Annotated in this window: 15 protein-coding genes; 8 read left to right on the top strand and 7 right to left on the bottom strand. The window is 64.7% G+C overall.

Annotation, left to right across the window (positions count from 1 at the left end; all coding sequences use genetic code 11):
• Positions 1-97: 97 nt before the first annotated feature.
• From ACWKWX_RS11450 to ACWKWX_RS11465, 4 genes are all read right to left on the bottom strand, one after another.
• Entirely contained in the window at positions 98-775 is a 678-nt protein-coding gene (locus tag ACWKWX_RS11450; protein ID WP_416426189.1) for a response regulator transcription factor, read from the bottom strand.
• Between the two features lie 7 nt (positions 776-782).
• On the bottom strand, positions 783-1,130 hold the full coding sequence (locus ACWKWX_RS11455) for an SH3 domain-containing protein (protein ID WP_416426187.1): 348 nt from the start codon (positions 1,128-1,130) through the stop codon (positions 783-785).
• 216 nt (positions 1,131-1,346) lie between these two features.
• Positions 1,347-1,646: a YciI family protein gene (locus ACWKWX_RS11460; RefSeq protein ID WP_416426185.1), complete on the bottom strand. Its 300-nt coding sequence runs from the start codon at positions 1,644-1,646 to the stop codon at positions 1,347-1,349.
• A 1-nt stretch (position 1,647) separates the two neighbouring features.
• The gene (locus ACWKWX_RS11465; protein ID WP_483827789.1) at positions 1,648-2,244 is read right to left on the bottom strand and encodes a septation protein A; all 597 of its coding nucleotides are present in this window, start codon (positions 2,242-2,244) and stop codon (positions 1,648-1,650) included.
• Positions 2,245-2,311: 67 nt separating this feature from the next.
• Here ACWKWX_RS11465 and ACWKWX_RS11470 point away from each other — a divergent pair, with 67 nt between their 5' ends.
• The 8 genes from ACWKWX_RS11470 (at position 2,312) to arfB (ending at position 10,041) form a co-directional block, all read left to right on the top strand.
• Positions 2,312-3,172 (top strand): PHP domain-containing protein, encoded by an 861-nt coding sequence (locus ACWKWX_RS11470; RefSeq protein ID WP_483827790.1) that lies wholly within the window; start codon positions 2,312-2,314, stop codon positions 3,170-3,172.
• Between the two features lie 16 nt (positions 3,173-3,188).
• Complete coding sequence (locus ACWKWX_RS11475; protein WP_416426179.1) at positions 3,189-3,818, top strand: L-threonylcarbamoyladenylate synthase; 630 nt, start codon at positions 3,189-3,191, stop codon at positions 3,816-3,818.
• Positions 3,819-3,823: 5 nt separating this feature from the next.
• Positions 3,824-4,642 carry a segregation and condensation protein A gene (locus ACWKWX_RS11480; RefSeq protein ID WP_487247658.1) on the top strand — a complete coding sequence of 273 codons (819 nt, stop codon included), beginning with the start codon at positions 3,824-3,826 and terminating at the stop codon, positions 4,640-4,642.
• Between the two features lie 739 nt (positions 4,643-5,381).
• Positions 5,382-6,176, top strand: a complete 795-nt coding sequence (gene scpB, locus ACWKWX_RS11485; RefSeq protein WP_473004066.1) for an SMC-Scp complex subunit ScpB — start codon at positions 5,382-5,384, stop codon at positions 6,174-6,176.
• A 6-nt stretch (positions 6,177-6,182) separates the two neighbouring features.
• Positions 6,183-6,371: a DUF1289 domain-containing protein gene (locus tag ACWKWX_RS11490; protein WP_416426177.1), complete on the top strand. Its 189-nt coding sequence runs from the start codon at positions 6,183-6,185 to the stop codon at positions 6,369-6,371.
• 111 nt (positions 6,372-6,482) lie between these two features.
• A complete protein-coding gene (gene rluB / locus ACWKWX_RS11495) occupies positions 6,483-7,670 on the top strand; it encodes a 23S rRNA pseudouridine(2605) synthase RluB (protein WP_416426176.1) in 1,188 nt (395 codons plus the stop codon).
• 404 nt (positions 7,671-8,074) lie between these two features.
• Complete coding sequence (locus ACWKWX_RS11500) at positions 8,075-9,469, top strand: amino acid permease (protein WP_416426174.1); 1,395 nt, start codon at positions 8,075-8,077, stop codon at positions 9,467-9,469.
• 158 nt (positions 9,470-9,627) lie between these two features.
• A complete protein-coding gene (gene arfB / locus ACWKWX_RS11505; RefSeq protein WP_416426173.1) occupies positions 9,628-10,041 on the top strand; it encodes an alternative ribosome rescue aminoacyl-tRNA hydrolase ArfB in 414 nt (137 codons plus the stop codon).
• Here arfB and ACWKWX_RS11510 read toward each other — a convergent pair.
• The 3 genes from ACWKWX_RS11510 to ACWKWX_RS11520 all read right to left on the bottom strand — a co-directional run bounded on the left by ACWKWX_RS11510 (position 10,038) and on the right by ACWKWX_RS11520 (position 11,740).
• Complete coding sequence (locus tag ACWKWX_RS11510) at positions 10,038-11,240, bottom strand: MFS transporter (protein ID WP_416426172.1); 1,203 nt, start codon at positions 11,238-11,240, stop codon at positions 10,038-10,040. The genes arfB and ACWKWX_RS11510 overlap by 4 nt on opposite strands.
• A gap of 109 nt (positions 11,241-11,349) precedes the next feature.
• Entirely contained in the window at positions 11,350-11,532 is a 183-nt protein-coding gene (locus tag ACWKWX_RS11515) for a hypothetical protein (protein ID WP_416426170.1), read from the bottom strand.
• Between the two features lie 79 nt (positions 11,533-11,611).
• Positions 11,612-11,740, bottom strand: coding sequence for a hypothetical protein (locus tag ACWKWX_RS11520; RefSeq protein ID WP_483827791.1), 129 nt, complete (start codon positions 11,738-11,740; stop codon positions 11,612-11,614).
• Between the last annotated feature and the right edge of the window lie 179 nt (positions 11,741-11,919).

Raw genomic sequence — 11,919 nt, forward strand, 5'->3', positions numbered from 1 at the left:
CAACCGCGTCATCTGCATCGCGGCCAAGGCCGGCTCCTACGCCGATCGTGTAGGAGCCGGCCTTGGCCGCGATGGGGATGACGCGATGTTTGAATAATCACTCGGCGTAGTAGTAGCCGCGGCTGCGCAGCGCGACGATGCGCGGGCGGCCGTCGGCGTGGGGGCCGATCTTCTTGCGCAGGTTGCTCACGTGCATGTCCAGGCTGCGGTCGTACAGGGTCAGCTTGCGGCCCAGGGCGATCTGCGCCAGCTCCTGCTTGTCCAGCGGCTCGCCGGGCTGGCGCAGCAGGGCTTCGAGCAGGCGGCTCTCGGAGATGGTCAGGGTGATGTCGTGCTCGTCGATGGTCACCACGCCGCGCGCCTGGCTGAAGCACAGGTCGCCCAGTTCCAGCTGGCCGCTGGCGGCGCTGGGGTGGCTGCGGCGCAGTACGGCGCGCAGGCGTGCGGTCAGCTCGCGCGGGTCGCAGGGCTTGGCCAGGTAGTCATCGGCGCCCAGCTCCAGGCCCAGGATACGGTCCAGCGGCTCGCCGCGGGCCGACAGCATCAGCACCGGCAGGTCGGGGTGTTCGTTGCGCAGTTGCTTGAGCAGCTCCAGGCCGCTGCCGTCGGGCAGCATCACGTCCAGCACCACGGCTGCCGGGGACAGCTCGGCCAGGGCCTTGCGGGCGCTGCCGCCGTCATGGCAGGCGCGCACCACGAAGCCTTCCTGGCTCAGCCAGCTGCCAAGCAGCTCGCACAATTCCACGTCATCATCAATCAGTAACAGATCGCTCATGAAACTCTCAATTCAACCATTGCCGACGTTGTCTACGCCCGCCGCTGATAAAGATACCGCACATGGCGGCCAACAAGGCCACGCCGCCGCCGGTAACAAACCATTGCTGTTGCTCGGTCAGCAGGCGCACGCCTGGCGCCATCTTGCCCTGGGCTTCCTGCAACTGCAGTTTGAGCCGCTGGATTTCCTGGTTCAGGTCGGCCCGGGCCCGCTCGCTGTCCTTGAGCCGCTGCTGCAGGTCGCTGACCTGGCTGCCGGCGTTCAGTGCCAATGGCGTGGAAGGCTCGTCGGCCTGGGCATCGCCGGCACCGAGCAGGAGCAGCACGAACAGCGAAAACAGCACACTCTGGCGCATACAGACTCCCGATTCTGTCGATTGTTCGGCAGGTTGTCGGCAGTCGTGGGGGAATGATGAGCAATGGATCAGTACAAAGAAACAGTTTTTTGCAGCACAAACGACGTAGCCGCTGCCGTCAGGCTGCGCTGGCCTGTATCAACACCGGAAAACTCCAGCGAGGCACAGGGCCAGCGCAGCCTGGCGGCAGCGGCTACGCGTTAGTGGCAGCGGGGGTTACGGCAGGGTCTGCTTGAACGGCTTGACCAGTACGTCGGCGTACACGCCGGCTTCCACGAACGGGTCGGCACCGGCCCATTCCTGGGCGGCGGCCAGGGATTCGAACTCGGCCACGATCAGGCTGCCGGAGAAGCCGGCGGCGCCCGGGTCGTTGCTGTCTACCGCCGGGTGCGGGCCGGCCAGGACCAGGCGACCGTCATCCTTGAGCTTCTCCAGGCGCGCCAGGTGGGCTGGGCGCACGCTCAGGCGTTTGTCCAGCGAGTTTGGCGTGTCGGTGGCAATGATTGCGTAGAGCATGTCAGTCCTCGGTCTTCGGGGTGGTGGTGTCTGCGTCATGCAGGTGGCGGGACAGGTAGATGCCCTGGCCTACCAGGAACAGCAGGGTCATGCCCAGGCTGCCGAAGACCTTGAAGTCCACCCAGATGCTCTGGAAGGTAAAGGCCACGAACAGGTTGGCGGCGCCGCTGAACAGGAAGAAGATGATCCAGGCCACGTTCAGGCGCGCCCACACGGCGTCCGGCAGGGTCAGGGCGTGGCCCATCAGGCGCTTGATCAGCAGGCGGTCGCCAATGAAATGGCTGCCGGTGAAGGCCAGGGCAAACAGCCAGTTGACCACCGGTGCCTTCCATTTCAGGAAGGTCTCGCTGTGGAACGCCAGGGTCAGGCTGCCGAACACCAGGCACGCGGCCAGGGTCAGCCATTGGCTCTTCTCCAGCTTGCGCTGGGTGACGAACAGGATGCCGTAGACGATGATCGAGCTGGCGATCAGCACACCGGTGGCGCTGAAGATGCCGCCCAGGGTGACCTGCTGGCCGGCGACTTCGACGGTGCGTGGGTCAAGCTTGTAGACGATGAAAAACAGGAACAGCGGGATGAAATCGATGAATTGTTTCACAGTGGCAGCCAGAAGCAGGATGTGACGGCATAATAACAAACATCAAAGACAGCGAAAGCGCCACCACATGAATGTTGACCTGCACTGCCACAGCACCGCCTCCGACGGCTCCCTCTCGCCGACCGAGCTGGCTGCGCGCGCCCACGCCAATGGCGTGCGGGTACTGGCGCTGACCGACCACGACACCCTCGAAGGCCTGCCCGAGGCCCGCGAAGCCACGCGGGCGCTGGGCATGCAGTGGGTGAGCGGGGTGGAAATGTCCTGCACCTGGGGCGGCGCCACCATCCACGTGTTGGGCTACGGCTTCGAACTCGACGCGCCACCGTTGGTCGCCGCGGTGGAAGCCCTGCACACCGGCCGCTGGCTGCGCGCCGAGGAAATCAGCCGACGACTGGCGCTCAAGGGCATGCCCGGCGCCCTCGAAGGCGCACGCGCCATCCAGCAGGAGCTGGGCGACAGCGGCAACGCCCCGGCGCGCCCGCACTTCGCCGATTTCCTGGTGCGCCAGCACTACGTGAAAGACCGCGCCGAAGCCTTCCGCAAGTGGCTGGGCGCCGGCAAGCTGGGTGACGTCAAGCTGCACTGGCCTACGCTGGAAGAGACCGTCGGCACCCTGCGCGCCGCAGGCGCGTGGGTGAGCCTGGCGCACCCGCTGCATTACGATTTCACCCGCAGCAAGCGCCGCAAGCTGATTGCCGACTATATTCAAGCCGGTGGCCAGGCAATCGAAGTGGTGAATGGCATGCAGCCTGCCGAACAGGTGGGCACCCTGTCGATCCTGGCGCGCGAGTTCGGTCTGCTGGTCAGCGCCGGCAGTGATTTCCATGGTCCAGGGGCCTGGTCCGAGATCGGTGTGTACCGACCCGTACCAGAGGACTTGCCACCTTTATGGTGCCGGTTCAAACATGAGCAGCCACTCGTCGTCTGACCAACAGGTAGAGAACGTGAGTCAATTCTTCCAGATTCATCCGGAAAACCCTCAGCCGCGCCTGATCAAACAGGCCGTGGAGATCATCCGCAAGGGCGGCGTGGTGATCTACCCCACCGACTCTTCCTACGCCATGGGCTGCCAGATCGGTGACAAGGGTGCCATCGAGCGCGTGCGCCGCCTGCGCAAGCTGGACGACAAGCACAACTTCACCCTGATCTGCCGCGACCTGTCGCAACTGGGGCTGTTCGCCAAGATCGACACCGGCGCGTTCCGCCTGCTGAAGGCGCACATTCCCGGGCCCTACACCTTTATTCTCAACGCCACCCGCGAGGTGCCGCGCCTGTTGTTGCACGACAAGCGCCGCACCATCGGCCTGCGCGTGCCTGACCACCCCATCTCCCACGCGCTGCTGGAAGAGTTGGGCGAGCCGCTGATGAGCGTGAGCCTGATCATGCCCGGCGAGACCCTGCCCATGACCGACCCCTACGAGATGCGCCAGCTGCTGGAGCACCACGTGGACCTGATCATCGACGGCGGTTTCGGTGGCGTGTCGGCGTCGACGGTGATCAACCTGGCCGACGGCGAACCGCAGGTGGTGCGCGTGGGCTGTGGCGACCCGTCGCCGTTCATGGCCGAGGCGTGAGTGGCGTGACCATCGCTGAAAACACGCCTGCCGTAGACGAACCGCGTGTGCCCGAGCAGCTGGCGCTGGTGTATGGCCAGTCGTTCACGGAAATGCCCGTGGACCTGTACATCCCGCCCGACGCCCTGGAAGTCTTCCTCGAAGCCTTCGAGGGCCCGCTGGACCTGCTGCTGTACCTGATTCGCAAGCAGAACATCGACATCCTCGACATTCCCGTGGCGGAAATCACCCGCCAGTACATGGGCTACGTCGAGCTGATGAAGACCGTGCGCCTGGAACTGGCCGCCGAGTACCTGGTGATGGCCGCCATGCTCGCCGAGATCAAGTCGCGCATGCTGCTGCCGCGCTCGGCCGAGGCCGAGGTGGAAGAAGACGACCCGCGTGCGGAGCTGATCCGTCGGCTGCAGGAGTACGAGCGGTTCAAGGCGGCGGCCGAGAACCTCGATGGCCTCAAGCGCCTGGGTCGTGACATTTACGTGCCGCAGCTGGATGCGCCCCAGGCCAAGGTGCGCAAGCTGGTGCCTGACGTGGCGCTGGAGGAGGTGCTGTTGGCCATGGCCGAGGTGATGCGGCGGGGGGACCTGTTCGAGAGCCACCAGGTGAGCCGTGAGGCGTTGTCGACCCGCGAGCGCATGAGTGAGGTGCTGGAGCGGTTGAAGGGCGGGGGCTTTGTGCCGTTTGTTGAGTTGTTTACCAAGGAGGAGGGCAAGTTGGGGGTGGTGGTGACGTTTATGGCCATCCTGGAGCTTGTGAAGGAATCGTTGGTGGAATTGGTGCAGAATGAGCCGTTTGCGGCGATTCATGTCCGCGCAAGAGCGGAGTAGTACAGCAGAGCAGCTACGCCGCGAACTGCTTTTGATCTTGATCCCGTGCGGCCTTTGATCTTGATTGTGTGCCCCGTAAAGCGCCAGGGCCGACTGGAGGCGTTGACCGAGCGGTCCACGGCGTAGCCGGGGAAGACGGAACCGGAGACGCTTCTATTCCGGGCCGTCGGCCGCTTGGGCGACGCCGGAGGGAGGGGACCCGCAGCGAAGCGGAGGGACCAAGCAGGGGCAAGCCCTTTTTGGTTACTTTTTGGGGCGTTTGCCAAAAAGTGACCCGGCGTAAGGCCGGAAAGGTGACTGTGCATCACCCTCGGTAATGGATATGTTCATAATTTGTGGATCCCGCTTTTGAGGGTTTCGGACATATCCATTTTCGTGGTGCGACCACCGACCGTTTCGCCCTTACGGCGACTCCCTTTTTGGCAGTCGCCCCAAAAAGGAAGCAAAAAGGGCTCGCCCCTGCTTGGGCCCTCCGCTGCGCTACGGGTCCCCTCCTTCCGGCGTCGCCCAGGCGGCAAAACGGCCCCCGCTAACAAAGCGGGCGGGCTGCCGTTTCCTTCGGCTGCGCCGAAGGGCCCTGCGGGCTGCCGCCTGGTCAACGCCTCCAGTCGGCCCTGGCGCTTAACGGGGCCAAGATCAAAAGCCGGATCAAAAGCAAAGCAAGATCAAGATCAAGATCACTAGCAACGGCAAGAGCTGCAGAGAGCGCTGGATCAGAATTGTGAACAAGAGCCAATAGATGAATTTGACCGAACCCCGCGAGCTGGCCTCCCTGCTCGAAGCCTTCCTGCTCGCCTCCGGCAAGCCGCAATCGCTGGACCGCCTGTACGAGCTGTTCGAGGAAACCGAGCGCCCCGAGCCTGCTGTGTTCAAGAAGGCCCTGGACCTGCTGCGCAAAAGCTGCGACAGCCGCTCCTTCGAGCTGGTGGAGGTGGCCTCCGGCTACCGCCTGCAGATCCGCGAAAAGTTCGCGCCCTGGGTCGGCCGGCTGTGGGAAGAGCGCCCGCAGCGCTATTCCCGTGCGCTGCTGGAAACCCTGGCGCTGATTGCCTATCGCCAGCCCATTACCCGTGGCGAGATCGAGGACGTGCGGGGCGTGGCGGTGAACAGCAACATCACCAAGACCCTGCTCGAGCGCGAGTGGATTCGCGTGGTGGGCTACCGCGAGGTGCCGGGTCGGCCGGCGATGTTCGCCACTACCAAGGCGTTCCTCGACCACTTCAACCTGAAGAACCTCGACGACCTGCCGCCGCTGGCCGAGCTGCGCGAGATCGAGCCCGAGCCGCTGGTCGAGGACCTGGATGAAGATCCGCCGGTGCCCGCGCACCTGCAGGCCCTGGCTGATGCCAGTGCCGAGCCGGGCGAGGAGGGCGAGGCGCCGAAGGAGGAAACCAGCTTCCACACCCTGCTGGCCGAACTCGACAGCATGGAACAGGGTCTCAAGACTGACTTCGACGATTTGCTCGACGCGCCCCTGGCCCCCTTCGACGAGACGGAAGACGGCGAGGAGGAGCAAGAGCCCCGCCACGAGTGAGTGCCCATGAGCAGCAAGGATCCCTGTATCGGTGTCTGCAAGTTCAACGATGACGTCTGCGTGGGGTGCGGGCGCACCAAGCGTGAAATCAAGGGCTGGAAGAAGCTGGGCAAGGGCGAGCGGCGCGAGGCGCTGGCCCAGGCGCACCTGCGTTTGCTGGCGCTGGGTGCCACCGGCCGACGGAAAAAGAAATAACCCACGCTATTTCGACTAGTCTCAGGTGCGCAACGCCGCACATGCGCGTATGATTCGCGACCCTTCGGGCGACATGAACGCCCCACATCACACACCGGGAGGTGCTAAAAGATGAGTGAACCTATCAAGCCAGAAGTCCAGGAAATGGGCCCCGCCGGCGAAAAACTGCAGAAAGTCCTGGCCCGTATCGGCGTCGGCTCGCGTCGCGACGTGGAAGCCTGGATCGGCGAAGGCCGCATCAAGGTCAACGGCGTGGCCGCCACCCTGGGCCAGCGCGTCGACCTGCACGACGCCATCAGCGTCGACGGCAAGGTGATCAAGCGCGAAGAAGCCTCGGAAACCGTGCGCCGCGTGATCATCTACAACAAGCCGGACGGCGAGATCTGCACCCGTGACGACCCGGAAGGCCGCCCGACCGTGTTCGACCGCCTGCCGCGCCCGCGCGAAGGCCGCTGGATCAACATCGGCCGCCTGGACATCAACACCACCGGCCTGCTGATGTTCACCACCGACGGTGAGTTGGCCAACCGCCTGATGCACCCGTCCTACGAGATGGACCGTGAATACGCCGTGCGCGTGCGCGGTGAAGTCGACGACGACATGCTGCTGCGCCTGAAGAACGGCGTGATCCTGGAAGACGGCCCGGCGCGGTTCACCGACATCCAGGTGGCACCGGGTGGTGAAGGCTTCAACCACTGGTACCACTGCGTGGTCATGGAAGGCCGCAACCGTGAAGTGCGTCGCCTGTGGGAATCCCAGGGCCTGGTGGTCAGCCGCCTGAAGCGCGTGCGTTTCGGCCCGGTGTTCCTCAACTCCGACCTGCCCATGGGCCGCTGGCGCGAACTGAGCCAGCACGAAGTGGACGTGCTCAGCGCCGAAGTGGGCCTGAGCGCCGTGGCCATGCCGACCATGAGCACCAAGAGCAAGGACAAGCTGGACCGCATGCAGCGCAAGTCGTCGCGCCCCATGGCCCGCAGCGAGCGCGTGCGCACCCTGCGCCCTGCCCACGACGGTGCCGCCGGTGCCGAGCGCCCAGCCCGCGCGCCACGTCTGGAAGAAGGCGAGCGCCCGGCGCGCAAGCCACGCGGTGACGCACCGGCCCCGCGCCGTGGCGAAGCGCCGGCCCGCAAGGACGGTCGTGGTTCGGCGGTGGCCGAGCGCCCGGCCGACATGAACAAGCGTCCAGCCAAGCCAGGTGCCCAGCGCCCAGGCCTGAAGCTGTCGGACGACAGCAAGCGCCGTGGCCCAGCCGCGGACAAGCGTGCGCCGGTCACCCGCCGCAAGCCCAAGCCTGAGTAATCAGCGCGCTTGAACTGCAAACGCCAGCCTTCGGGCTGGCGTTTTGCATTCTGGCGTGTGGAAAATTGCCGTTGCAGGCTGTAAACATTTGTTTACGATCGTGGCGTTGGCCAAAAGCTCGCTGGCAAGCCAGCTCCCACAGGGAACATTGGGGCAATGTGGGAGCTGGCTTGCCAGCGAGCTGTTAGGGTGTAAAGAAATGTTTCCACTCGTGCACTAATTTGTAACATTCCCTGCCTTTTTTCCCTCTTGCCAGCCTCGACCCCTCGCGCTCTGATGCCCGGCGTGTACAATGCGCGCCCTTTACTGTGGCACCCTGCGTTAACGCGCGCCTGTCTACCGCCTCATCACGAGTGGGGCGGGTCCGTTCCGTCACAGATAAAAATAACCAGGTGACCAACACAATGAGTGCACAAGACTCATCCGGCCAGCTCAAGCGCGGCCTGAAAAATCGACACATCCAATTGATTGCCCTCGGCGGTGCCATCGGCACCGGGCTGTTCCTCGGCTCGGCCGGGGTGCTCAAGTCGGCCGGGCCCTCGATGATCCTCGGCTACGCCATCTGCGGTTTCATCGCCTTCATGATCATGCGCCAGCTGGGCGAGATGATCGTCGAAGAGCCGGTGGCCGGCTCGTTCAGCCATTTCGCGCACAAGTACTGGGGCGGCTTCGCCGGCTTTCTGTCGGGCTGGAACTGCTGGGTGCTGTACATCCTGGTGGGCATGTCGGAACTGACCGCAGTTGGCAAGTACGTGCACTACTGGTGGCCGGAGATCCCGACCTGGGTCTCGGCCGCGGTGTTCTTCGTCATGATCAACGCCATCAACCTGGCCAACGTCAAGGTGTTCGGCGAGGCCGAGTTCTGGTTCGCCATCATCAAGGTGGCGGCCATCGTCGGCATGATCGCCCTGGGCAGCTACCTGCTAGTCAGCGGCCACGGCGGCCCGCAGGCCTCGGTCAGCAACCTGTGGGACCACGGCGGCTTCTTCCCCAATGGCGTCAAGGGCCTGGTGATGGCGCTGGCAATCATCATGTTCTCGTTCGGCGGCCTGGAAATGCTCGGCTTCACCGCTGCCGAGGCCGACCAGCCCAAGACCGTGATTCCCAAGGCCATCAACCAAGTCATCTACCGCATCCTGATCTTCTACATCGGCGCCCTGGTGGTGCTGCTGTCGCTGACCCCGTGGGATGGCCTGCTGCAAACCCTGGATAGCGCCGGCGACGCCTACAGCGGCAGCCCGTTCGTGCAGGTGTTCTCGATGCTGGGCAGCAACACCGCGGCGCACATCCTCAACTTCGTGGTGCTGACCGCGGCGCTGTCGGTGTACAACAGCGGCACCTACTGCAACAGCCGCATGCTGCTGGGCATGGCCGAGCAGGGCGACGCCCCTGCGGCGCTGGCCAAGGTGGACAAGCGCGGCGTGCCGGTGCGGGCCATCCTGGTGTCGGCGGCAGTGACCCTGGTGGCCGTGCTGCTCAACTACTTCATGCCCCATGACGCGCTGGAACTGCTGATGTCGCTGGTAGTGGCCACCCTGGTGATCAACTGGGCGATGATCAGCTTCTCGCACCTCAAGTTCCGCCAGCACCAGGTGCGCAACGGCCAGGTGTCGTCGTTCAAGGCGCTGTGGTCGCCGTGGGGCAACTACATCTGCCTGGCGTTCGTGGTGTTCATCCTCGGCATCATGCTGATGATCCCGGGCATCAACGTCTCGGTGTACGCCATTCCTGTGTGGGTGGTGGTGATGTACGTGGCGTACCTCGCCAAGAACCGCCGCGCCGCCCTGGCGCTGGGCTGATTCGCGCCATCCTCCTCGCGTAGCCGCTGCCGCAGGCTGCGCTGGCCCTGAGTCGCGCTGGGTATCTCCAGTGCACGCGCGGGCCAGCGCAGCCTTCGGCAGCGGCTACGCGCGTGATGGTGTACCCTTGCGGTCTTTGACCCTGCCGAAACCCCTTCATGCTGGAAATCTCCAACAACGTCCACCTGCCCGATGCCGAAATCGAGCTGAGCGCCATCCGCGCCCAGGGCGCCGGCGGCCAGAACGTCAACAAGGTGTCCAGTGCGGTGCACCTGCGCTTCGACATCAACGCCTCGTCATTGCCGCCTTTCTACAAGGAGCGGCTGCTGGCCCTGCGCGACAGCCGCATCACCAGCGAAGGCGTGATCGTGATCAAGGCCCAGCAATATCGCACCCAGGAGCAGAACCGCGCCGACGCCCTGGAGCGGCTGCGCGAGCTGATCGTGAATGCGGCGAAGGTGGAAAAGGCGCGGCGGCCCACCAAGCCAACCAAGGGCTCGAAAACCCGTCGGCTGGATGGCAAGAGCAAGCGCGGCGCCATCAAGGCAGGCCGCGGCAAGGTCGACTTTTAAAGCGCGGCGTCCGGGTGGCGCGGCTGGTTGAGGGTTTGCCGGTACAGGTACAGGCTCAGCGCCAGGCCGGCGAACGAGGCGATGCCGGCGAACAGGAAGATCGAACTGAAGCCGAAGCCGGCGGCAATCGCGCCCGCCAGCGGGCCGGTGATGCCCAGCGACAGGTCGACGAACAGCGAGTAGGCACCCACTGCCGCGCCGCGGCTGGAGGCCGGCACCAGGTTCACCGCTTCCACGCCCAGGGCCGGGAACACCAACGAGAAACCAAAGCCGGTCAGGGCCGCGCCGGCCATGGCCAGCTCGGCGCTGGGCGCCAGCCACAGCAGCAACAGGCCGATGGTTTCCACGGTCATGCAGCCGATGGCCACGCGGAAGCCGCCGATGCGGTTGATCAGGTTGCCGAAGATCAGCCGCGCGACAATGAAGCAGGCGCCGAACAGGCTCAGCGACAACGCGGCGTTGTCCCAGTGGTTGGTGGCGTAGTACAGGGTGATGAAGGTGGCGATGGTGCCGAAGCCGATGCCGCCCAGGGCCAGGCCGGTGCCGTGGGGCAGCACCTTGCCCAGCACGTGCATGAACGGCATGCGCTCGCCGGCGACGATCGGCGCCGGGGTCTTGTTCCAGGCCAGGGCAATCCCCAGCGCCGCCAGCAGCAGGATGCTCACGCCCATGGCCCACAGGCCCAGGTGTTGCACCAGCAGCACGCCGGCCGGGGCACCGATGGCCAGGGCGCCGTAGCTGGCGATGCCGTTCCAGGAGATGACCTTGGCGGTGTGCTGTGCGCCCACGCGGCCGATCCCCCAGCCGATGGAGCCCGAGCCCACCAGGCTTTCGGCGCTACCCAGCACCAGGCGGCCGACGAACAGGCTGGCCAGGCTCACCACCGGCAGGCTCTGGGTGAACGCCGCCAGCAGCATGAACAGCCCGCTGGCGCCACAGCCGAACAGGCCGTAGATCACCGCCTTCTTGCTGCCGTGGTTGTCGATGATACGGCTGGCGTACGGGCGGCTGAGCAGGGTGGCCAGGTACTGGACGCTGATCACAAGGCCCGCGATCACGGCGTTGAAGCCCAGGCCGGTGTGCACGAAACCGGGCAACACGGCCAGCGGGATGCCGATGTTCAGGTAGCCGATGAAGGTGAACAGCACGATGGAAACGACTTGCAGCGTGACCGCCAGCGGCCGCGGGTTTGAAGACATTGGGAATTCCAGGGGGATAGGTGTCGGGTGCTAGCACACTAGACGCTTATCATAGGGCGGCGAGCCACACAGTGCACGACCAGCGGCAAGATTTTATCTCGCCGAAGGCTCAAGCCTGCGGCTGTGCCAGCAGTCGAGTGGCCACCAGGGCGGCGAGGGCGTTTTCCTGGGTGCCGAAACGTTGCAGCAGGGCTTGCTGTTTTTCCGGGGAGAGGCGGGCCCAGATGTCGATCATCTGTTGCGCGGTGTCGATCACCTGCGCGGCCTGTGCTTCGTTGAAAGTATCTTGCATGAGGGGCTCCGTTCAGCGCTGAGGTGGTGCGATCACGCGGCATGGCCGCCGTGGGGATCGTACCACCTGCGGTCGGCGCTTAGTCGTCGCGATCAGCGCTCGAGGCTTCGTCGGCCTCGTTTTCAGTGGCCTGGCTGGCCGATTGTGGCGGTTGAGGCTGCTCTGGTTGATGCAGGCTCGGGAAAGGAAGGTTTGGGATCTCGTGCATCGTCATCGCTCCTCGCAATTACAGGTTGAGGGTGGCGCTGGATAGCGCGTGCTGGTTAAAGCCGGGACAGGATACAGCACTGCGCATGACAAACTGACTTCGCAGGCGGCCATTGGTCGCACAATGAACGGATTTTCATGGAGGCTGAATGTGGGAGCTGGCTTGCCAGCGAGCTCTTC

This window comes from Pseudomonas imperatae (assembly GCF_057128625.1).

Bases quoted from the DNA above. Each gene is read 5' to 3' on its own strand.
- ACWKWX_RS11450 (WP_416426189.1), bottom strand. From the start codon at position 775: ATGAGCGATCTGTTACTGATTGATGATGACGTGGAATTGTGCGAGCTG.
- ACWKWX_RS11455 (WP_416426187.1), bottom strand. From the start codon at position 1,130: ATGCGCCAGAGTGTGCTGTTTTCGCTGTTCGTGCTGCTCCTGCTCGGT.
- ACWKWX_RS11460 (WP_416426185.1), bottom strand. From the start codon at position 1,646: ATGCTCTACGCAATCATTGCCACCGACACGCCAAACTCGCTGGACAAA.
- ACWKWX_RS11470 (WP_483827790.1), top strand. From the start codon at position 2,312: ATGAATGTTGACCTGCACTGCCACAGCACCGCCTCCGACGGCTCCCTC.
- scpB (WP_473004066.1), top strand. From the start codon at position 5,382: ATGAATTTGACCGAACCCCGCGAGCTGGCCTCCCTGCTCGAAGCCTTC.
- ACWKWX_RS11490 (WP_416426177.1), top strand. From the start codon at position 6,183: ATGAGCAGCAAGGATCCCTGTATCGGTGTCTGCAAGTTCAACGATGAC.
- rluB (WP_416426176.1), top strand. From the start codon at position 6,483: ATGAGTGAACCTATCAAGCCAGAAGTCCAGGAAATGGGCCCCGCCGGC.
- ACWKWX_RS11500 (WP_416426174.1), top strand. From the start codon at position 8,075: ATGAGTGCACAAGACTCATCCGGCCAGCTCAAGCGCGGCCTGAAAAAT.
- arfB (WP_416426173.1), top strand. From the start codon at position 9,628: ATGCTGGAAATCTCCAACAACGTCCACCTGCCCGATGCCGAAATCGAG.
- ACWKWX_RS11510 (WP_416426172.1), bottom strand. From the start codon at position 11,240: ATGTCTTCAAACCCGCGGCCGCTGGCGGTCACGCTGCAAGTCGTTTCC.
- ACWKWX_RS11515 (WP_416426170.1), bottom strand. From the start codon at position 11,532: ATGCAAGATACTTTCAACGAAGCACAGGCCGCGCAGGTGATCGACACC.
- ACWKWX_RS11520 (WP_483827791.1), bottom strand. From the start codon at position 11,740: ATGCACGAGATCCCAAACCTTCCTTTCCCGAGCCTGCATCAACCAGAG.